This window comes from Streptomyces sp. NBC_01283, assembly GCF_041435335.1.
Lineage (GTDB): Bacteria > Actinomycetota > Actinomycetes > Streptomycetales > Streptomycetaceae > Streptomyces.
Window position 1 is genome coordinate 1,115,911 of the sequence record NZ_CP108430.1, and the last position, 19,359, is coordinate 1,135,269.

The window sequence follows — 19,359 nt, forward strand, 5'->3', positions numbered from 1 at the left end:
AAAAAACGGGCCGGAAAGGTCAGAGGGAGTCGACCATCGCGTCGATCACCCTGGCCAGACGCTCCGGGCCTTCCGCGACCCGTGCCATCAGCCGCAGACCGACGACCGTGGTCAGCAACAGACTCCCGATGGCGCGAGCGTCACGGGCGGGGTCGATCTCCCCCGCTCGCTGCCCCTTCTCCACCAGCGCGGAGAAGGCCTCTTCGGTGCGGTCGAACATACGCCGGACCAGATCGGTCGCGACCTCATCCGTACCGGCCAGCTCCGCGGCGGTGTTCACCGCCATGCAGCCGCGCCGGTCCGGATCGGCGAGATCCATCTCGACGAGCAGCCACAGCGCCGCACGCAACCGCCCCTTCACGGGTCCCGACTCCTCGAGCATCTCGATGAGAGCCGCGGCCTGACTGTCGCGGTAGCGGCGCAGCGCCTGCTCGAACAAGGCGTGCTTGCTGCCGAAGGTGTTGTAGAGACTGCCCTTGCCGATGCCGAGCGCGTCCACGAGGTCCTGGGGCGTGGTGGCGGCATATCCCTTGCGCCAGAACACGTCCATGGCCTGCTCGACGGCGGCGTCCGGATCGAACTGCTTTGGCCTTCCCATGATCAGAAGCCTAGACCGTTCTTTACCCGTAGGTCAAGAACGGTCCAGGCGGTACTCAGGACGGCACTCAGGCAGCGCGACGCACGCGTGCGGCCTTACGGGCCTCCGCCATCTCGCGGGATTCGGCGGTCCGGCGGGAGCCGCCGCCCGAGCGGCCGGGCTGCCCGGGACGCGTGCCCATCCCCCGGAAGGGGGCGCCGCCGCGCTTGGGGCGCTCCGTGCTGGGCGCGCTGCCGGCGATCGGCACCCCGGAGGGGGCCTTCGCGCCCGTGATGCGGCTCAACGCGGCCTCGCCGGAGCGCACCTGGGTGATCTGCGGCCTGATGCCCGCGGCGGACATCAGACGGTTCATGTCACGGCGCTGGTTGGGTGTCACCAGGGTGACGACGCTGCCGGACTCACCGGCGCGGGCCGTACGGCCGCCGCGGTGGAGGTAGTCCTTGTGGTCGATGGGGGGATCGACGTTGACCACCAGGTCGAGGTTGTCGACGTGGATGCCGCGGGCGGCGACGTTCGTGGCCACCAGGACCGTCACCGCGCCGGTCTTGAACTGGGCGAGGGTGCGGGTGCGCTGGGGCTGCGACTTGCCGCCGTGCAGGGCCGCGGCACGTACGCCGCTGCCCATCAGGTGCTTGGTGAACTGGTCGACGGCGTGCTTGGTGTCCAGGAACATGATCACCCGGCCGTCGCGGGCCGCGATCTCGGTGGCGGTCGCCATCTTGTCGGCACCGTGCACGTGCAGTTCGTGGTGCTCCATCGTGGTGACGGCGCCCTTGGAGGGGTCGACCGAGTGCACGACGGGATCGTGGAGGTAGCTGCGGACCAGCAGGTCGACGTTGCGGTCGAGCGTGGCGGAGAACAGCATCCGCTGACCGTCGGGGCGCACCTGGTCGAGCAGTTCGGTGACCTGGGGCATGAAGCCCATGTCGGCCATCTGGTCGGCCTCGTCGAGGACGGTGATGCTCACCCGGTCCAGGCGGCAGTCCTTGCGCTCGATGAGGTCCTTGAGGCGTCCGGGCGTAGCGACGAGCACCTCGGCACCGGACCGCAGGGCTCCGGCCTGCCTGCCGATCGACATGCCGCCGACGACCGTGGCGATACGCAGCTTCAGCGAGCGGGCGTACGGAGTGAGTGCCTCGGTGACCTGCTGGGCGAGCTCCCGGGTGGGTACGAGGACCATGGCGAGGGGCCGCTTCGACTCGGCGCGCCGACCTTCGAGGCGCACGAGGAGCGGGAGCCCGAAGGCGAGGGTCTTGCCGGATCCGGTGCGGCCGCGGCCCAGTACGTCCCGGCCCGCGAGGGCGTTCGGCAGCGTGGCCGCCTGGATCGGGAACGGCTCGGTCACGCCGAGGCCGGTGAGCGTCTTCAACAGCGGGGCCGGCATGTCGAGTTCGGCGAAGGTCTCCGCCGCGGGCAGGCCCGGGGTGAGGGTGACCGGCAGGGCGAACTCGCCCTGGGGGGCGGCGGGTCGGCGTCCCTGGCCGCCGGAGCGGTTGCCGGGGCGGCCGCCACCGTTGCGGGGGTTGGCACCGCGGGAGCCGCCGCCGTTACGGGGATTGGAATAGCGGTCGTTCGTGCGAGCTGAACGGTTCATGGAGAACCTTCCTCGATATGGCACGCATCGAGGAATTCTCGGTGAATTTCAACCGAACGAATTGCAAGCACGGGCCGAATAAAAGACAAAACTTCTTTAAACAGCAACGAGCTGGTGCCCGCGCCGTGAGGCGCGGGCACCAGCGTCGTCTTACGCTTCAGCGTCAGGCAGGAACGATGTTCTCGGCCTGCGGGCCCTTCTGGCCCTGAGTGACATCGAAGTTCACCTTCTGGCCTTCCTGAAGCTCACGGAAGCCCTGGGTGGCGATGTTCGAGTAGTGGGCGAAGACGTCGGGGCCGCCACCCTCCTGCTCGATGAAGCCGAAGCCCTTTTCCGAGTTGAACCACTTCACGGTGCCAGTAGCCATACTAAATATCTCCTTCGGGGCAAGCTCCGAGACCCGCACTGTGCGGACCCCGGCGTCGCCACGTTGATTGCCCCGTCCGGGAAAACTTCTCCCGGAAATACAAAAGTGCCCGGCGGAATAGATCCACCAAAGGCACTTGAAGTCTTATGGGAACCACAACTGCAACTACGATCAACAGTAGCACGAGATGGCCGTCACGGCGCGGGCAAGCTCTACAGATTTCACCCGACCGGCCCCGGGCCCCCACCACATTGCGGAAATTTGTGGACCTCTGGTCTCACCTCGGGCGGGAAATGGCGCGCTGGAGCAGGTCGCGCAGCGCGTCCTGCTCCTTTTGCGTGAGGGCTGCGAGGGGCGAGTCCTCGCCCAGCATCCCCAGGAGCCGCTCGCGCAGCGCGACACCCTCCGGGGTGAGCACCAGCTGCTTGGCGCGGCGGTCGGAGGGGTGCGGGCGCCGTTCGATCAGAGCCTGCTTCTCCAGCTTGTCCACGACAAAGGTGGCGTTGGAGGGCTCGCAGCTCATGCGTTCGGCGAGCTCGCGCATGGTCATCGGCCCCGCGAGCTCACGCAGGGCGGTGGCCTGCGGAGCGGTGAGCCCCAGCCTGACGGCGCGTTCACGAAGGTGCTCCGCGATCTGGTCGGCCATCCCGTTCACCAGGCCGCACAGCTGCCGCTCGGCGATGGCCTGCGATTCGGGGTTCGTCATGAGGCCAAGCCTAGCAAGTGCAACCAGTCTGCATATTACTAGCTTGAATGATTCAAGCTTGATGCATATAGTCGTCCCCATGACCACTTCCTCCCAGCACCACACCGCGACCGCACGTCTGCGCCGCCCCTCCGGCATCCGTTCCCTGCGACTGGGCGAGACGAAGGTGACGTACGTACCGGACGGAGCCGTCCAGCTCACGCCGCGCGGCTGGCTGCCGGCCAGCACCGACGCGGACTGGGCCGCCCACGCCGAGTACGTGGACGAGACCGGCCACCTCACCGCGGGCATCGGCGGCCTGCTGGTGGAGCACGGCGACCGCGCTCTTCTGATCGACGCCGGTTTCGGGCCGCGGTCCTTCCCCGCCGAGCCGGGCAGCGCGATAGGCGCCATCCAGGGCGGCGCGCTCCTGGAGAACCTCGCCGCGCTCGGCCGCGCGCCCGAGGAGATCGAAGCGGTCGCCTTCACCCACCTGCACACCGACCACATCGGCTGGGCCTGGCATCCGGGACCGGGCAGTGACAGCCCCGCCTTTACCCGGGCCGACTACTTGGTGGCCGAGCCCGAGTGGTCACAACGCCATCTCCTTGAGGCACACGGCACGAGCAAGGAGACGCTCGACGCGCTGGCACCGAAGGTGCGGACCGTGGCGGACGGCCAGGAGATCTTCCCCGGCGTCCGTGTGCGGTTCATCCCCGGCCACACACCGGGCCACGCCGCCTACGTCATCACCAGGGGCGGGCAGGGCTCCGACGGACGGCGCCTCATCGCCTTCGGCGACGCGCTCCACTCCCCCGTCCAGGTCGGACACCCCGAGTGGTCCGCGGCCCCCGACCACGACTCCGTCCGGTCCGCGGACTTCCGCCACCGCCTCGTCGAGGAACTCCAGGAGCCCGGCACGATCGGCTTCGGCATCCACTTCGCCGACGTGGTCTTCGGACGGGTCCGCACCGAGCAGGGCCGAGCCGTATGGCAGCCCCTCGACGACGACGGCTCCTAAGACCCTAGTCGGGCACCCGCCCCTGGTGCAGCGGTGCGGACATCCGCCCGGGCGTCCCGGTGCGGGCGAACGTGAGCCAGGCGGTGCGCAGCTTCGAACCGAGCGCGTCCACGTCCTCCCAGGGCACGGACCCGAGCATCGGCGCCGCCCGCCACGCCTCGCGCGAGCCGAAGAGGAGCGGGAGTTCGAGGCAGTGGGTGGCGCCGAAGGGTGAACCCGCCGGGCGCCAGTCGAGGCGGTACGTGTGCACCTGGGCGCCGGCACGTGCCGCCCGGGCCCCGAAGAGGGCGAGGGGTTCCTCGTAGGCGAGGCGGGTCAGCTCCGCCGCGTCGTCCCCCTCGCCGGGGAACGCGGTCATGTCGTCCAGGTTCCAGCCGTAGAGGATGTCGAGGCCCCGTACGTTCCCCTCCAAGGAGTGGGAGGAGACGGGTTGTTCGGTCTCGACGGGGGTGAACGCGGGTTCCATCGTGCTGCCGGAGCGGCTCAGGTTGGCCAGGGCGGTCTCCCGCTGGGCCGCCAGGATCGCGGACACGTCAGCGGTGTACGGGTCCGTGGCGAGGAAATCGTCAAAGAGGCGGCCCAGGACCTGGGCTTCCTTGCGGGGGCGGGCCGCGAGCGCGAGCGGGGCGCTCTGCAGGATCGCGCGGCGGAAGAGCCCCTTGGCCTCCGGCAGGTCGAGGAGGAGGCGAATGGACAGGGCGCCGGCCGACTGGCCGAGCACCGTGACGTCGGCCGGGTCTCCCCCGTACGCGGCGATGTGCGCGCCGACCCAGCGGAGCGCTTCCAGCTGGTCGTACAGACCGAGGTTGCCCTCGCTGACCCCGTCGAGACAGAGGTAACCGAGCGCGCCGAGACGGTAGTTGACGCCGACGACCACCACATCGCCCTGGGCGGCGAGCGCGCCGCCGTCGTACCAGTCCAGGAGCCCGGCTCCGCTGCTGAACCCGCCGCCGTGCAACCACACCAGCACCGGGCGGGCCCCGGCGTCACGGGCCGGTGTCGTGATCGACAGGTTCAGGCAGTCCTCGCCGTGTGGGTGGCGGTCCAGGGGCGGGCCCATCACCGCGTCGAGCCGGGAGGGAAGCTGCGGGCAGATCTCACCGCTGGAGGGGTGGCTGGAGGGGTGGGGATCCGGGTGCGGTACGGGCCGTGGGCGGGCGAAGCGCTCGGCGGTGGCGTAGCGGATCGGTCCGGTGCGGATCATCGTCGGTTCGGTCATGCGTCGGCGCCCTCCGTGGTGAGTACGGCTGCACCGGGCGAAGTCTCCGCCCCCGCACGGAACAGCGCCACCATTGACGAGTCATGAACGGCCACGGTCCCGCCGCTGATGTCACGTGTCAATGCGGGACAGTTCAATACTGAAACGCATATTCCATTGCAATCTCGTTATGTGTTGACTCCTTGACGCCGGGAACACTCCAGGGTTGGCTTTCAGCCATCTCGGACCACAACGAAGCGGTCCGATCGAGGAAGTGGGCGAATGAAAACCCGTATGCGTGAAGCCACCGTCGCCGTATCTGTGAGCGCCTTGGCACTCTCGCTCGCCGCATGCGGCAGCCTGCTCGGCTCGGACGACGGGAAAGCGCAGAACCAGCGGAAGGGTGACGCGGTCACCGTCGGTCTGCTCCTGCCCGAGACGGAGACGGCCCGTTACGAGAAGTTCGACCACCCCATCATCGCGAAGCAGGTCGCGAAGCTCACGAACGGCAAGGGCAAGCTCGTCTACGCCAACGCCGAGGGTGACGCCGCCAAGCAGAACAGCCAGCTCGACCAGATGGTGGCCGACAAGGTCGACGCGATCCTGGTGAGCGCGGTGGACGCGAAGAAGCTCGCACCGGCGGTCAAGAAGGCGAAGGAGGCGGACATTCCCGTCATCGCCTACGACCGCCTCGCCGAGGGACCCGTCTCCGGCTACGTGGCCTTCGACAACGAGCTGGTCGGCCAGGTCCAGGGCCAGGCGATCCTGAAGGCGCTCGGCAGCGCCCGCAAGGCCAGCAAGATCGTCATGATCAACGGGGCGCCCACCGACCCGAACGCCGCCGTCTTCAAGGAGGGCGCGCTCTCCCAGCTCCAGAACCAGGTGGTCATAGCCAAGACGTATGACACCGATGGCTGGAAGCCGCAGATCGCGGGCGAGCACATGACCGACGCGATCACCGCGATCGGCAAGGGCGACATCGCCGCCGTCTACTCCGCCAACGACGGCATGGCGGGCGGCGCCATCAAGGCCCTCAAGGCCGCGGGCGTCACCGACCTGCCGCCGGTCACCGGCCAGGACGCGGAGCTGTCGGCCGTGCAGCGCATCGTCACGGGCGAGCAGTACATGAGCGTGTACAAGCCCTACCCCGAAGAGGCCGTCGGCGCCGCACAGATGGCGGTCCGGATCGCCCAGGGCCGCATGGTCGAGTACGACGCCCTGGCCGGGGACAGGTCCGAGAACGCCACCACGAAGAAGATCCCCTCCCTCCTGGTCTCGGTCCGCCCCCTGACCCGGGACACCGTCAAGTCCACGGTCATCAAGGACGGCATCTACAAGACCAAGGAGATCTGCACGGCCGAGTTCAAGGCGGCGTGCGCGACGATCGGCCTCAAGGGCTGAGCCCCGCTCGGAGGATGAGCTGGAATTCGCCAGCCCAGACCGCATAGCAAGCTCACAACAGCGAGGATAAACGGCCGAACGGGTCGCATCCACATCCTGAGCGGTGTGCCGGTGAGCGTCGGCCGGGCCGCTCAGTCCTCGCAGACGTGCCGCGGCAGCTTGAGCCACAGGTCGGGCGGGCCGGTGACGGCGCGGGGGTCGGTCGGCCGCAGGCCCACGTAGGCGCAGGAGTAGGCGATGGCGTTCTGGCGGTAGAGGTAGGCGGCGAGGACCTCCGCCGAGGAGTCGCCCTCGTGGGGGCCGCCTCCCGGGTGCAGGTCCCAGCCCACTATGACTCCATCGCGGGTGATGCTGCCTTGGTCGCCGCTCTTGGGATTGGCATAGAGGCCATAACAGACGGTGCCCGCGGAGAGCGGGCGCACTACCCCGGGCATCGACGGTGCGTGGCCCCACGGCTGGGTGACGACGCAACCGCCCGGGACTTCGGTGGCGCCGACGATCCGCAGGGACTCATCCATGTCGTACGACAAGGGGTCCTCCAGGAGTTCGTCCAGCTCGGGGTCTTCGTAGGGCTCCGCCACCAGGCGGCGCGCGGCCTCGGCCGCGTCGATCCCGGCCACGAACGCCAGGCCCATGCCGTCGTCGTGGAGGTCGCCGAGGGCCGCGGTCAGCCGTCTGGCCTCCGTCGCGGCGGCCGACTCCGCCGGGGTCAGGCCGCGCTCACCGGCCGGAACCATGAAGAGGCCCGGGGTCGGACCCGCCAGGCTGAGCCGGCCCGGCGACCAGTCCGCCAACACGATCCGCCACGGGTCGGCGCCGGCGGCTGCCAGGACACGGGCATTGTCCGCGCGGTCCGCCAGGACCGCTGCCCAGAGGGCGGTGCCGACCTCCTCCGCCGCGTCGACGTCATCGACGCGGCGCGCCAGTTCGGCGACCACTTCCGGTGAGCCGAACACGGCCGCCTGGTGCAGGGGACGGCCGCCGCCCCACACATGAGGGTCGGCCCCGCGCTCCAGGCGGTCACGGACCAGCGCGAGATCACGCCAGCCTTCCCGGCCGAAACCCTCCCAGCCGCCACCCTCGACAACACCCATGACACTCCCCCTTCGTGGTGACCCCAGCATCTGACTCGTGTCGTAGTCGGCCACTTACTGAACGCTACAGACGGCCACTGACAATCTCTTCCCTCTTCTCCGACTGCTCCGACGCCTGTTGGGGGATACGTGCGCCCGGACAGTTGCGGCTCACCGTGTCGGCGAAGGCCTTGGCCAAGGGGGAGAGCGCGTCCCAGCGGCGTACGGCCCAGCCGGCCCACAGGGTGGGCAGTTCCGGGATGGGGATCAGGCGCAGGTCGGGGTGGCCCGGACCGTGCCAGCCCGGCAGGTCGGGCACGATCGCGTGGCCCAGGCCGAGTTCGGCGAGCAGGAGGGCGGTGTCCCAGTCGGCGACGCTGGTGTCGGAGGCCGGGCTGATGGCGCGCTCGGTGAACCAGGCGTCCAGGCGCGCACGGGAGGTCGTGCTCTCCGGAAGCCCGATGAGCTGGATTCCGGCCAGGTCGGCGGTGGCGATCAGCGGTTTCGTGGCGAGGGGGTCCTCGCGGTGGACGGCCAGGACCCACGGGAGTTCGATGACAGGGCGTTGCTCGATGCCCTTCACCGGGGTCCCGAGGGTGATCCAGGCCAGGTCGAGGCCACCAGCGATGAGGGCATCGAAGCAACTGCGGCTGGAGTGCGCGGTCTCGAATTCGAGGCTCACCTGGGGATGGCGGCGGCGGAAGGCGACGATCGCGTCGGACATGAAGTGCCGCACCGTGGTCGCGCCGGTGGTGATCCGCACCGATCCGGCCTCGCCGCGCACCAGGTCGCTCAGCCGGCGCAGGGCGTGGTCGATGTCGCCGAGGCCGCCGGCCGCCGCGTTCTGCAGGAGCAGCCCGGCCGGTGTGGGCACGACCCCGCGCCGGTGGCGTTCGAGCAGGCTGAGTCCCAGCTCACGCTCCAGCCGCCTGATGTGCTGGCTGACCGCGGGCTGCGTACAGGAGAGGTCACGGGCGACGGCGCTGAGGCTGCCCGTCCGGCAGACGGCGACAAAGACGCGCAGGTCGTCGAGAGTCATGGACAGTGAAGCTACAGCTTGGGGGTCTGCAAGGAAATCCGAGGATTGACTTGGGTGTTGGGAGAGCGGGACGATCTTTCCGGGCCCAGGGCGGCAACCTGGCCCGGGCCGCCCGTCCTCCGGAGGACGGGCGGCCCGGGCCAGGTGCCGACCCGTCGGCTCCGCATCAGACCCCTCCGTCCCGGGCTGCCCGGTACGCCGACCGTCCCGGGAAGGGCGCTCCATGCAGGCATTCGAGACAGTGGCCATAGCTGCCGCGGCCGTCGCGGCAGGCGGCATCAACGCGGTGGTCGGCTCCGGCACTCTGATCACCTTCCCCACGCTGCTCGCCTTCGGGTACCCGCCCGTGCTGGCCAACGTCTCCAACGCCGTCGGCCTCGTCCCGGGCGTGATCAGCGCGGCGTACGGATACCGCGCCGAGCTCAAGGGCCAGCGGCGCCGGCTCATCAGGCTCGGCCTCGCATCGCTCCTGGGCAGTGTCGCGGGAGCGGTCCTGCTCCTGAAGCTGTCCGCCGACACGTTCCGTGCCGCGGTGCCGGTACTGATCCTGCTCGCCTGCGCGCTGGTGCTGCTGCAGCCCCGCTTCCAGAAGTGGCTCGCGCACCGCGACGCGCGCGGCCGCGCGGACGGCGGCGCTCCGCTGTGGGCCGGCGTCCTGGTCACCGGCGTCTACGGCGGCTACTTCGGGGCAGCCCAAGGGGTGTTGCTCATGGGCCTGTTCGGGTCGATGCTCCGCGATGACCTGCAGCGCCTGAACGCCGTCAAGAACGTCCTCGCGTCCATCGTCAACGGCGTCGCCGCGGTCATCTTCATCGCCGTGACCACGGTCGACTGGACGGTGGCGGGCGTGATCGCCGTCGGATCGACCGCGGGCGGTCTGATCGGAGCGCGGGTGGGCCGCCGCCTCTCACCCGCCGTGCTGCGCGGGCTCATTGTGGTGGTCGGGGTGACGGCGGCCGTCGCCGTGGCGATCTGAGACCCTCAACACGACGAGGTGACGGGCGTCACGTTCTTTGCTGTCGAATCACGCCGGGCCGCCGCGTGTAGGAGGTGCAATCACCGGCAACGGCAAGGAGTTCACCATGGAAGCCCGCTTGAATCTCGTCGCCAGCCCTCTCGCGGCCAAGGCCCTGGAGTACCTCGCGTCCGCGAGCAGGACGATCTTCTCGGAGTCGACGCTGCCGTCCACGACCCAGGATCTGGTGATGCTCCGGGCGAGCCAGATCAACGGCTGCGGTTTCTGCACCGACATGCACAGCAAGGACGCCGCGCACGCCGGGGAAACTCCGGTACGCCTCGCCCTGGTCGCCGCCTGGCGGGAGGCCGAGGTGTTCACCGAGGCCGAGCGCGCCGCCCTGGAACTGACCGAGCAGGGCACGCGGATCGCGGACGCGGCCGGTGGCGTACCGGATGAGGTGTGGGCGAACGCCGCCAAGCAGTACGACGAGGAGCAGCTCGCCGCCCTGGTGTCGCTCATCGCCCTCATCAACGCGGCCAACCGCTTCAACCTCATCGTCCAGCAGCCCGCCGGGGGCTACCGGCCTGGCCAGTTCGGCTGACGCCGGGCAACTACTCCCCCGCCACGATGCGCTCCACCGCGGCCGTTACCAGCTGTTCACGCTCTGCCTCCGTGAAGACGTCCGGCAGGGTGAGCTGTTCAACGATCAGCCAGTTCAGCGTCAGCATGAGCAGTTTGACCGCCGTGGTGTCGCCGGGGAGACCGGAAGTCTCGTGGTAGGCGACGTTGGCATCCACGTCGGCCCGGACTCGCTGAGTGAGGACCTTGCGCAGTTCGGGGCGGCGAGTGGCTTCGAGGCGAAGTTCCAGCAGCGCGAGGTACCCGGTACGGAAGGAGGCGATACGGCCGACGAGGTCGCGCATCAGCTCTACGTAGGTGTCCCGGTCGCGGCCGGCCGCCTGCTGGCGGGCAATCGTGGCCTCGTCGGGCTGGAGTCGCTCGTAGACCCGGGCGCCGGCCTGAGTGAACAGGTCGTCACGACTGGAGAAGTAGTTGGACGCCGTACCGGCGGGAACGGCCGCCTCGGCATCCACGGCGCGGAAGGTCATACCGCGTGCGCCTTCCCTGGCCAGCACCTCGATCGCTGCGTCGACGAGGGCCGCGCGCCGCTGGTCATTCCGTCTCACCATTGACATCACTCCGCGTGTAGTACTACGTTCAAAACACTTCAACCATAGTACTACGAGTGGGGGACCATTTTGCGGAAGCTTGTGTACTACATCGGCGTCTCGCTCGACGGCCGCATCGCCGGTCCCGGCGGCGAGTTCGACTTCTTCCCGCAGGGCGACGCGCAGCAGGCCGCCGCCTATTCGACTTGGATGAACGCGCTCTACCCGGAGACCGTCCCGACCGCTTATCGCGCGGCCGCCGGCGTCGCCGACGTGCCGAACCGGCGTTTCGACACCGTCGTCATGGGCCTCGGTACCTACCGCCCAGCCCTCGACGCCGGGATCACCAATCCCTACACACACCTGCGCCAGTACGTGGTGTCCAGCACGCTCAAGCCGGACACCGACCCAGTCGTCACCGTCGTGCCGAGTGACCCGCTCGCTCTCGTCCGCGAGCTCAAGAGCGAGGTGGGCGCCGTGCTGGACATCTGGCTCTGTGGGGGCGGCCGGCTCGCGGGCGCCCTGATGCCCGAGATCGACGAGCTGCTGTTCAAGACGTATCCGGTCATTGCCGGCACCGGAGTCCCGGCAGTCGACGGTGCCTTCGATCCCACTGTCTTCGACGTCGCCGAGCGCACCGCCTTCCCCAGCGGAGTCACCCTCACCCGCCTCACCCGCCGCTAGGCGGTTCCGGTTCAGGGGGCGGACCAGAGGAAGATGCCCGCGCTGTGGAGTCCGGCCGGGTAGATGGTCGCCGTCTTCTCGTAGCGGGTGGCGATGCCGCGCCACTGCTTGAGGCAGGTGACGTTCCGGTCTGGAACCAAACGGCCTAGGCCGCCCTGCTCTGGCGGCGGTAGCCGCCCGGGGCCAGGCCGTACTCGCGCTTGAAGGCCTTGGCGAAGGCGAACTCCGAGCCGTATCCGGTGCGGGCGGCGACCGTGGTGAGCGGGGCGTCGGACTCCCGCAGCATGCGGGCGGCGGTCGTCATGCGCCACCGGGTCAGGTACGCCATCGGCGGCTCCCCGACCAGCGTCGCGAACCGCCGGGCGAACGCCGCGCGGGACAGTCCGGCCCGCACCGCGAGGGACTCGACCGTCCAGGAGGCCGCGGGGTCGTCGTGCATGGCCGTCAGGGCGGGCGCGACCGCCGAGTCGCCCAGGGCCGCCGCCCAGCCCTGAGCGGTGGCCGGCGGCTGATCGTCCAGCCAGGCCCGCAGGATGTAGAGGAGCAGCGAGTCGATCAGGGTGGGCACGATGCCGTCGGAGCCGATACGGGGGTTCTCCAGCTCGGAGCCCAGGAGCTGGACGGCAGCACTGAGCTCCGGGTGGCGGCCGTGCCGCGTCGGCAGGTGGATCACCTCGGGCAGCTGGCGCACCAGGGGGTGCGGGCGGCCCTGGTCCAGGTGGTAGTTGCCGCACAGCAGACTGGTCTCGGCGCCCTCGCCGCCGAGCGTGACCGAGCCGATCGGTGAACCCCCGTGGAACTGCTCGTCCTTGGGTTCCTCGGCCGGGGTGGAGGGCTGGTCGGCGAGGATGTGGCCCCGCCCGTCACGCAGGAAGATCACATCTCCGGCGTTCAGCGGAATCGGCTCCAGGTGCGGGGACGTCTCGGGCAGCGGGACCAGCCAGCAGGTCCCGTAGAGCACCACGTGGAACCCGGCGCCCGCGACGGGCGGCAGCCGCAGGCCCCAGGGGGCCCGGCCGTTTGTCCGTACGGACGCCGGGTGCCCGGTGCGCATCGAGGCCAGTGCCTCGGTGAGGATGTCCATCCGGCCTCGCCCTTCCTGGTGCCGCCCGTCGCGGTCGTCCTGCACGGACCGCCCTGTCCGGGCCGCCCCCTAGAGACCGCCCCATGCAGACCGCCCTGTTCAGACCGTCAGGACAATCTTGCCCTGTACGTGTCCCGAGGCGACAAGCTCGTGTGCCTTTCCGGCCTCCTCAAGCGGGAACGTCTCCTCGACGAAGGGGCGCACACGGCCCGCGTCGATCAGCTCCGCGACGGCTGCGAGACCGGCGGCGTCCGGTTCGACCATGACTCCGGCGAAGCGCCGACCGGCGGCCTCGACACGCGCGGCGAGCTCCGTGTCGTGGTGTTCCAGGATGCTGATGAGTACGCCGCCGGGGCGGACCACACCGAGTGAGAGGTCGCCCTGGGCCGTGGAGTCGAGGAACACGTCCACGTCCTTGACGGCCTCGGTGAAGTCGGTGGTGCGGTAGTCGATGATCTCGTCGGCGCCGAGGCCGCGTACGAAATCGTGCCGGGCCGCGCTGGCTATCGCGATCACATGGGCGCCCCGCGCCTTCGCGATCTGCACGGCGAAGTGGCCGACGCCACCGGCGGCCCGCTGGATCAGTACCCGGTCGCCCTCCTTGACGTCCGCCGCCCCCACCAGGCCCTGCCAGGCGGTGAGCGCCGCGAGGGGCACGGCCGCGGCGTGCACGTGGTCGAGCGAGGCGGGCTTGCGGGCCAGCTGGCCGGAGGGCGCGACGACGTAGTCGGCGTACCCGGTGGCGGCGCGGGGGAAGTGCGGCATGCCGTAGACCTCGTCGCCCACCGCGAACCCGGCGTCGGCGCCCGCCTCTTCGACCACCCCGGAGATGTCCCAGCCCACGCCGAAGGGGGGCTCGCCGAGCAGCGGCAGCGCGCCGGACCTGACAGCCACGTCGACCGGGTTGACGGCACTGGCGTGGACCTTGACGAGGACCTCGTCGGCCAGCGGCTTCGGCTGTTCGGTCTCCACGACCTCAAGGACCTCGGGGCCGCCGATGGACTTCTGGATGACTGCGCGCACGGTGATTCTCCTGGATCTCGTCCGGTTGATGTCCTCAACCTTAGGGAGATCGAATGAGCCGCAGAATAGCCTTCTGTCTCTTCCAAATGTCCCAGCGTCTCACCCAGAGGTACCCTCGGCCATGCGTGTCCCAGGTCACACCTCGATCGGCGTCCATCGGTCACATTCCCGCGGCGCGGCCCGTCAGAGCAGTGAAGCAAGCAAGAAGCCCGGCCGGAGCAAGTCCGGCCAGGCACCCGCCCGATGGGAGCATTCCTGATGTCCACCGCCTACGTTGTCGTCACCGTCCTGGCCGCCGTCATGGTGGGCTTCTCGGCCGTCTCCGTGTTCCTGCGCGCCAAGTGGGTCGTGGAGCCCATGGCCGACTACGGCGTCCCCTTCTCGTGGCTGCCCTGGCTCGGCGCGGCCAAGGCCGCGGGGGCGGCGGGCCTGCTGGTCGGACTGCTCGTGCCGGCCATCGGCGTCGCCGCCGGGACAGCACTCGCGCTGTACTTCACCGGCGCCGTCATCACCGTGATCCGGGCCCATTGGTACGCACACATTCCCTTCCCCCTGCTGTACGCGGCGCCGGTGGTCGGCGCCCTGGCCCTGGGCTTCGCCGGCTGACCCCAGTCGCAACTTCCTTCCCACGGGCATTACTTGAAGGGTTGACTGAGCCCCGACAACAAGTATGGTCTAGGCCAATGAGTCGACCGAGGCGCCCGGTTGTCTCTTGCCCCTCATCCCCCACTCAGAGGGAACAGAGATGAACAAGAAGCAGAAATTGGCAGCCGCTCTGGGCGCGGCCATCGCGCCCGTGCTCGTCCTGGCCTCCGTCACCCCGGCCAGCGCGCACGGCTATGTCTCCTCGCCCCCGAGCCGTCAGGCACAGTGCGCGGCAGGCACCGTGTCCTGCGGAGAGATCACCAACGAACCACAGAGCGTCGAAGGCCCCAAGGGGCAGACGACGTGCAGCGGTGGGAACGCGCGGTTCGCCGAACTCGACGACGACAGCAAGGGCTGGAAGGCCACCGATGTCGGCTCGTCGCAGGAGTTCAGCTGGAAGCTGACGGCACGTCACAGCACCAGCACCTGGCAGTACTTCGTCGGCGGCAACAAGATCGCCGAGGTGGACGACGGAGGCGCCCAGCCGGGTGAGACCGTCACGCACAAGGTCGACTTCGGCGGCCTCAGCGGCAAGCAGAAGGTGCTCGCGGTGTGGAACATCGCCGACACCGCCAACGCCTTCTACGCCTGCATCGATGTGAACATCGGGGGCTGAGCCCCCGCGCGGGTGGCTCCCCCACGCCACCCCACCCGGTCTGCCGGGCCGTCGGTGCCTCCACGCCGACGGCCCGGCAGACCGGGCTTTCGCGTACACGGCGGGTCCGGGCTGAGATGGTGGACACATGGCCGATCTGCGCAAGACTCTGGAGACGCACGTCAGCAACAGCTCCGTGGCGGGAGCGGTGGGCCTGGTGGCCCGCGGTGACCGGGGCGAGGAGGTCGCGGCCGTCGGGTCCGTCGATGTCGAGGGCACCGCACCGATGGCCAGGGACTCCCTCTTCCGTATCGCGTCGGTGACCAAACCCATCGTCGCCGCGGCCGTCATGATGCTGGTCGACGAGGGCCGGATCACGCTGGACGCCCCGGTCCGGGAGTGGCTCCCGGAGCTGGCGTCGCCGAGCGTCGTCCGCGCTCCTGACTCACCGGTGGACGACGTGGTCCCGGCGGTCCGGCCCATCACCGTGTTCCATCTGCTCGCCTCCCGTACGGGATACGGATTCCCGTCCGACTTCGCGCTGCCCGCGGTCGCGCCGCTGTTCAGCGAGCTGAAGCAGGGGCCGCCGCAACCGCAGGCCACCCCTGCGCCGGACGCCTGGATGGCCGCGCTGTCCCGGATCCCGCTCCTGCACCAGCCCGGTGACGGCTGGCTCTACAACCTCAGCTCCGACCTCCAGGGCGTCCTGATCTCCCGGGTCACGGGGGTCTCGCTGCCCGAGTTCCTCGCGGAGCGGCTGTTCGAGCCGCTGGGGATGACCGACACCGGGTTCGCGGTGCCGCCCGGCAAGCTCGACCGGTTCACCAGCTACTACGCGGCCGGGTCCGAGGCCGGGCCGGAACGCGATCCCCGCAGCGGTCTTGAGCTGCTCGACGCCCCCGACGGCCAGTGGAGCAGCCTGCCCCCGTTCCCGTCCGGCGCCGGCGGCCTCGTGTCGACCGTCGACGACTGGCTCGCCTTCGGACGGATGCTGCTCGCCGGGGGGACGGCGGACGGACGCCGCCTGCTCACACCCGACTCGGTACGGCAGATGACGACCAATCAACTCACCACCGCCGAGCGGGAGTCAGCCGGTCTCTTCCTCGAAGGGATGGGCTGGGGCTTCGGCGGCTCGGTGGACGTCGAGGCCGTCGAACCGTGGAACGTTCCGGGCCGCTACGGCTGGGTCGGCGGCACCGGCACGACGGCCCACATCATCCCGTCCACCGGCACGGTCACCCTGATGTTCAGCCAGCTCCAGATGGGCGGCCCCAGCTTCCCCGACCTGATGCGGGACTTCTGGCGGTACGCGGCCGGGAGCTGAGAGGAGACAGCCACGGGCCCGGAGGCCCCGGTGGCCTCAGCTCAGCTGCCGTCGCACCAGCTCGTGCAACCGGCCGCCCGTGTCCGCCAGCAGCTGGGCGGGTGGGCCCTGTTGGACGACTCGGCCCTCCGACATGACGATGACGCGGTCGGCGTCCATCACCGTGGAGAGGCGGTGGGCGATGACGATGCGGGTGGCGTTCAGGGCTCGGGTGCTGTCGATGACCGTGCGCTGTGTCTCGTTGTCCAGGGCGCTGGTCGCCTCGTCGAAGAACAGGACACGGGGGCGGCGGATCAGGGCCTGGGCGATCATCAGACGCTGGCGCTGGCCGCCGGAGACCGCTCCGCCGCCGGAGATCATGGTGTGCAGGCCCATCGGCATGCGCTTGATGTCCTCGGCGAGGCCCGCCATCGCGGCGGCCTCCCACGCCTCCTCCTGCGTGAACGTCTCGGCGCCGCAGATGCAGTCCAGGATCGAGCCGGTGAGCGGCTGCGCGTTCTGCAGGACGACGCCGCACTGACGGCGGACGGCCGCCTGGTCCAGGGCGGAGAGGTCCTGGCCGTCGTAGAGGACGTTGCCCGAGACCGGCTTGTCGAAGCCGATCAGGAGGCGGAGCAGGGTCGACTTGCCGCAGCCACTGGGGCCGACGACCGCGACGAACTCGCCCGGGCGGATGGACAGGGACACGTCGTCCAGGACCAGGGGGCCGTCGTCCGTGTAGCGGAAGGACAGGGACCGGGCCTCGATCTCGCCCTGCAGCTCGCCCGGCTGGGTGCTCGCGCCGCGCACCTCGGGTGCCTCCTCCAGCACCGGCTTGATCTGCTCGAACATCGGGAGCACCCCGGCCGCCGAGATCAGCGCACCGGTCAGCTGCGTGACAGAGGTCAGGAGCATCGTCACCGCCGTGCTGAAGGTGAGGAACTCCCCTGCCGTGAGGCTGCCGCGGGCCGGGCCCGCGAGGAGGACGAACATGATGAGCGTGCACAGCGGCAGGTAGACGGAGTTGAGGACCGTCGTCACGTTCTTGATGCGGCCCGCGCGCTGCTGGAGCTCCCTGCTGCGTGCGAACTCCCCTGCCCAGGCCGCGTACGCGAAGCTCTCCGCCCCGGCCACCCGGAGTTTGGGCAGGCCTCGCAGCGTCTGGAAGGCTTGGTTGTTGAGCTTGTTGGAGAGTTCTATCAGGCGGCGCTGCCAGCGCAGTTCCCACAGACCCAGCGTGAGGAACACGCCTGCGATGACCGCCAGCATCGCCAGTGCGGCCAGGGCCAGCGGGACGCTGTAGAGGAGCAGGAGGACGATGTTCATCGCGGCGATCGTGCCGGCCTGGAGGGCCACTGGACCGATGCCCGACAGGACTCGGCGGATCGCGCTGACACCCATCGCCGCGCTCGCCAGTTCACCGGTGGAGCGGGAGGCGAAGAAGCGGGTGGGGAGGTTCAGCAGGCGGTCCCAGACCGCTGGTTGGAGGGCGCTCTCCATGCGGCCCTCCATCCGCAGGATGGTGAGGTTCTGGAGGAGCATGAAAGCCGCGGAGACGATGCTCGTGATCATCACCGCCAGGGACACCTGGACGATGAGGCTCTTCTCGCCGTTCGGCACGAAGACGCCGAGCACCTGTCCCGTCGCGATCGGCACGAGCGCCCCGATCGCGACCGTCACCAGACCGGCGATCGCCAGATTGCGTACGTCGCCGCCGGTGCCCCGCAGGCTGAAGCGGAAGAGCCGCCACGGCGTCAACGTCCGCTCCGGCAGCGGCCGGTAGAACATCACCCCCTGCGGCTCGAACTCGTCCGCGTTGGTCTTGTCGACGCGCGTGCGCCGGCCGGAGGTGGGGTGCACGGACTCGTAGCCGCCGCGCCGCCACAGCAGCGCGACCGGCTGCCCACTGGCAGCCCGGTGCCCGACCAGCGGGCCGGTGTTCTCGCGCCACCAGCGCCCGTCGAGCCGCACGGCACGGGTGCGGATGCGTGAGGCCACCGCGACCTGCTCCACCGGGTCGATCCGGTCGCTGACCGCACCGCCCTCCGCGGCTCCCGACAGCTTGATGCCCGCGGCCTCGGCGACCAGGCGGCAGGCCGCGTACGTCGCGTCGTCACCGCCCCGCGATGCGGTGCGGCGCGCACCGCCCCTGCCGGAGCGGCCGATGGAGGCGATCAGCGTCCGGTCGGCCTGCTCGCGGACCGTCTCGCCCGCCTTGATGCCGGCCGCCGTGCGGTCCTCGTGCGCCCGCTCCAGGCGTTCGATCCAACGGTCGAGAGTCGAGAGCAGCCGGTACTGCTGGTTGACCATGCGCTGCCACATGGCGGCGTCGACGAGCAGATCGCCCGCGGCCTCCGAGCTGTAGGCGGAGCCGTACTGCACACTGCCCGGCGCGACCGGCATCCAGAGGATGTCGTCGTCGGTCACGACGTCGTCGCCCAGGGTGCGGCCGTCGAGCGGCGCCTCGAACAGGACCCGGTGGCTGCGTCCGATGCCGAGCGCGAAGGCGTGCTCAAGGAGGCTCAGGGCCTGGTCCTGGGTGTCGTACTGACTGGGGTACTGCTGCTCGTAGGCCCAGGTGTCGCCGTAGTCGGGGCGGTACAGCTCGCGCAGCGGGATGCGGCGCAGCTCGCAGCCCTGGAGCGGGCGCCCGACCAGGGTGTGCTGGGGGCCTTCGACGGGCCCGAGCAGCAGGGTGCCCGGTTCGAGGCGGCCGAGGAAGTGCCAGTGGCCCTGCTGCACGGCGTCGACGGCGAACAGGTCGAGCGCGCCGGCCACGACGAGCCACAGGACCTGCGGGCCTTCGAGGTGAACGCTGCGCAGGCCGGTGCAGTCGGCGGGGGTGCCGAGCGCGCCGAAGGCGGCGGCGACCGCGTCGTCGTTGTACGCGGCCTGGGTGTACTGCTCCGGTACCGAGGTCAC

At 69.9% G+C, this 19,359-nt stretch carries 20 protein-coding genes; 8 read left to right on the forward strand and 12 right to left on the reverse strand.

The window, feature by feature from the left end:
* Window positions 1-19: 19 nt before the first annotated feature.
* The 4 genes from OG302_RS05220 to OG302_RS05235 all read right to left on the reverse strand — a co-directional run bounded on the left by OG302_RS05220 (window position 20) and on the right by OG302_RS05235 (window position 3,265).
* Entirely contained in the window at window positions 20-598 is a 579-nt protein-coding gene (locus tag OG302_RS05220) for a TetR/AcrR family transcriptional regulator (protein WP_371525631.1), read from the reverse strand.
* A gap of 67 nt (window positions 599-665) precedes the next feature.
* Entirely contained in the window at window positions 666-2,192 is a 1,527-nt protein-coding gene (locus OG302_RS05225) for a DEAD/DEAH box helicase (protein ID WP_371525632.1), read from the reverse strand.
* A 163-nt stretch (window positions 2,193-2,355) separates the two neighbouring features.
* Window positions 2,356-2,559, reverse strand: coding sequence for a cold-shock protein (locus OG302_RS05230; protein WP_100598391.1), 204 nt, complete (start codon window positions 2,557-2,559; stop codon window positions 2,356-2,358).
* A 277-nt stretch (window positions 2,560-2,836) separates the two neighbouring features.
* Entirely contained in the window at window positions 2,837-3,265 is a 429-nt protein-coding gene (locus OG302_RS05235) for a MarR family winged helix-turn-helix transcriptional regulator (RefSeq protein WP_371525633.1), read from the reverse strand.
* Window positions 3,266-3,344: 79 nt separating this feature from the next.
* Between OG302_RS05235 and OG302_RS05240 the strand changes: the two genes are divergently transcribed.
* A complete protein-coding gene (locus OG302_RS05240; protein WP_371525634.1) occupies window positions 3,345-4,265 on the forward strand; it encodes an MBL fold metallo-hydrolase in 921 nt (306 codons plus the stop codon).
* Window positions 4,266-4,269: 4 nt separating this feature from the next.
* On the opposite strand, the gene OG302_RS05245 is transcribed toward OG302_RS05240, so the two are convergent.
* The gene (locus OG302_RS05245; protein ID WP_371525635.1) at window positions 4,270-5,484 is read right to left on the reverse strand and encodes a carboxylesterase family protein; all 1,215 of its coding nucleotides are present in this window, start codon (window positions 5,482-5,484) and stop codon (window positions 4,270-4,272) included.
* A gap of 273 nt (window positions 5,485-5,757) precedes the next feature.
* Between OG302_RS05245 and OG302_RS05250 the strand changes: the two genes are divergently transcribed.
* On the forward strand, window positions 5,758-6,864 hold the full coding sequence (locus tag OG302_RS05250) for a sugar ABC transporter substrate-binding protein (protein WP_371525636.1): 1,107 nt from the start codon (window positions 5,758-5,760) through the stop codon (window positions 6,862-6,864).
* A 131-nt stretch (window positions 6,865-6,995) separates the two neighbouring features.
* Here OG302_RS05250 and OG302_RS05255 read toward each other — a convergent pair whose 3' ends face one another.
* Both OG302_RS05255 and OG302_RS05260 read right to left on the reverse strand, forming a co-directional pair.
* Window positions 6,996-7,958: an ankyrin repeat domain-containing protein gene (locus OG302_RS05255; protein WP_371525637.1), complete on the reverse strand. Its 963-nt coding sequence runs from the start codon at window positions 7,956-7,958 to the stop codon at window positions 6,996-6,998.
* Between the two features lie 64 nt (window positions 7,959-8,022).
* Window positions 8,023-8,976: a LysR family transcriptional regulator gene (locus OG302_RS05260; RefSeq protein ID WP_371525638.1), complete on the reverse strand. Its 954-nt coding sequence runs from the start codon at window positions 8,974-8,976 to the stop codon at window positions 8,023-8,025.
* Window positions 8,977-9,199: 223 nt separating this feature from the next.
* Here OG302_RS05260 and OG302_RS05265 point away from each other — a divergent pair, with 223 nt between their 5' ends.
* Together OG302_RS05265 and OG302_RS05270 are read left to right on the forward strand one after the other, a co-directional pair.
* The gene (locus OG302_RS05265; protein ID WP_371525639.1) at window positions 9,200-9,952 is read left to right on the forward strand and encodes a sulfite exporter TauE/SafE family protein; all 753 of its coding nucleotides are present in this window, start codon (window positions 9,200-9,202) and stop codon (window positions 9,950-9,952) included.
* Window positions 9,953-10,058: 106 nt separating this feature from the next.
* Window positions 10,059-10,535: a carboxymuconolactone decarboxylase family protein gene (locus tag OG302_RS05270; RefSeq protein WP_371525641.1), complete on the forward strand. Its 477-nt coding sequence runs from the start codon at window positions 10,059-10,061 to the stop codon at window positions 10,533-10,535.
* Between the two features lie 10 nt (window positions 10,536-10,545).
* On the opposite strand, the gene OG302_RS05275 is transcribed toward OG302_RS05270, so the two are convergent.
* Window positions 10,546-11,124: a TetR/AcrR family transcriptional regulator gene (locus OG302_RS05275; RefSeq protein WP_371525642.1), complete on the reverse strand. Its 579-nt coding sequence runs from the start codon at window positions 11,122-11,124 to the stop codon at window positions 10,546-10,548.
* A gap of 69 nt (window positions 11,125-11,193) precedes the next feature.
* Between OG302_RS05275 and OG302_RS05280 the strand changes: the two genes are divergently transcribed.
* Window positions 11,194-11,787, forward strand: a complete 594-nt coding sequence (locus tag OG302_RS05280) for a dihydrofolate reductase family protein (RefSeq protein WP_371525643.1) — start codon at window positions 11,194-11,196, stop codon at window positions 11,785-11,787.
* Window positions 11,788-11,798: 11 nt separating this feature from the next.
* Here OG302_RS05280 and OG302_RS05285 read toward each other — a convergent pair whose 3' ends face one another.
* From OG302_RS05285 to OG302_RS05295, 3 genes are read right to left on the reverse strand one after another with little or no spacing between them, the layout of a single operon-like run.
* Window positions 11,799-11,927 (reverse strand): hypothetical protein, encoded by a 129-nt coding sequence (locus tag OG302_RS05285; RefSeq protein ID WP_371525644.1) that lies wholly within the window; start codon window positions 11,925-11,927, stop codon window positions 11,799-11,801.
* Window positions 11,928-11,932: 5 nt separating this feature from the next.
* Window positions 11,933-12,916 carry an AraC family transcriptional regulator gene (locus OG302_RS05290; RefSeq protein WP_371525645.1) on the reverse strand — a complete coding sequence of 328 codons (984 nt, stop codon included), beginning with the start codon at window positions 12,914-12,916 and terminating at the stop codon, window positions 11,933-11,935.
* A 54-nt stretch (window positions 12,917-12,970) separates the two neighbouring features.
* On the reverse strand, window positions 12,971-13,894 hold the full coding sequence (locus OG302_RS05295; protein WP_371525646.1) for an NADP-dependent oxidoreductase: 924 nt from the start codon (window positions 13,892-13,894) through the stop codon (window positions 12,971-12,973).
* 258 nt (window positions 13,895-14,152) lie between these two features.
* Here OG302_RS05295 and OG302_RS05300 point away from each other — a divergent pair, with 258 nt between their 5' ends.
* From OG302_RS05300 to OG302_RS05310, 3 genes are all read left to right on the forward strand, one after another.
* Entirely contained in the window at window positions 14,153-14,500 is a 348-nt protein-coding gene (locus tag OG302_RS05300; RefSeq protein WP_371525647.1) for a DoxX family protein, read from the forward strand.
* 139 nt (window positions 14,501-14,639) lie between these two features.
* On the forward strand, window positions 14,640-15,155 hold the full coding sequence (locus OG302_RS05305) for a lytic polysaccharide monooxygenase auxiliary activity family 9 protein (RefSeq protein WP_371525648.1): 516 nt from the start codon (window positions 14,640-14,642) through the stop codon (window positions 15,153-15,155).
* Between the two features lie 127 nt (window positions 15,156-15,282).
* A complete protein-coding gene (locus tag OG302_RS05310; protein ID WP_371525649.1) occupies window positions 15,283-16,458 on the forward strand; it encodes a serine hydrolase domain-containing protein in 1,176 nt (391 codons plus the stop codon).
* Between the two features lie 36 nt (window positions 16,459-16,494).
* Here OG302_RS05310 and OG302_RS05315 read toward each other — a convergent pair whose 3' ends face one another.
* Complete coding sequence (locus OG302_RS05315; RefSeq protein ID WP_371525650.1) at window positions 16,495-19,359, reverse strand: NHLP bacteriocin export ABC transporter permease/ATPase subunit; 2,865 nt, start codon at window positions 19,357-19,359, stop codon at window positions 16,495-16,497.

Coding starts and splice junctions, on each gene's coding strand:
- OG302_RS05220 (WP_371525631.1), bottom strand. CDS start 598: ATGGGAAGGCCAAAGCAGTTCGATCCGGACGCCGCCGTCGAGCAGGCC.
- OG302_RS05225 (WP_371525632.1), bottom strand. CDS start 2,192: ATGAACCGTTCAGCTCGCACGAACGACCGCTATTCCAATCCCCGTAAC.
- OG302_RS05230 (WP_100598391.1), bottom strand. CDS start 2,559: ATGGCTACTGGCACCGTGAAGTGGTTCAACTCGGAAAAGGGCTTCGGC.
- OG302_RS05235 (WP_371525633.1), bottom strand. CDS start 3,265: ATGACGAACCCCGAATCGCAGGCCATCGCCGAGCGGCAGCTGTGCGGC.
- OG302_RS05240 (WP_371525634.1), top strand. CDS start 3,345: ATGACCACTTCCTCCCAGCACCACACCGCGACCGCACGTCTGCGCCGC.
- OG302_RS05245 (WP_371525635.1), bottom strand. CDS start 5,484: ATGACCGAACCGACGATGATCCGCACCGGACCGATCCGCTACGCCACC.
- OG302_RS05250 (WP_371525636.1), top strand. CDS start 5,758: ATGCGTGAAGCCACCGTCGCCGTATCTGTGAGCGCCTTGGCACTCTCG.
- OG302_RS05255 (WP_371525637.1), bottom strand. CDS start 7,958: ATGGGTGTTGTCGAGGGTGGCGGCTGGGAGGGTTTCGGCCGGGAAGGC.
- OG302_RS05260 (WP_371525638.1), bottom strand. CDS start 8,976: ATGACTCTCGACGACCTGCGCGTCTTTGTCGCCGTCTGCCGGACGGGC.
- OG302_RS05265 (WP_371525639.1), top strand. CDS start 9,200: ATGCAGGCATTCGAGACAGTGGCCATAGCTGCCGCGGCCGTCGCGGCA.
- OG302_RS05270 (WP_371525641.1), top strand. CDS start 10,059: ATGGAAGCCCGCTTGAATCTCGTCGCCAGCCCTCTCGCGGCCAAGGCC.
- OG302_RS05275 (WP_371525642.1), bottom strand. CDS start 11,124: ATGGTGAGACGGAATGACCAGCGGCGCGCGGCCCTCGTCGACGCAGCG.
- OG302_RS05300 (WP_371525647.1), top strand. CDS start 14,153: ATGTCCACCGCCTACGTTGTCGTCACCGTCCTGGCCGCCGTCATGGTG.
- OG302_RS05305 (WP_371525648.1), top strand. CDS start 14,640: ATGAACAAGAAGCAGAAATTGGCAGCCGCTCTGGGCGCGGCCATCGCG.
- OG302_RS05310 (WP_371525649.1), top strand. CDS start 15,283: ATGGCCGATCTGCGCAAGACTCTGGAGACGCACGTCAGCAACAGCTCC.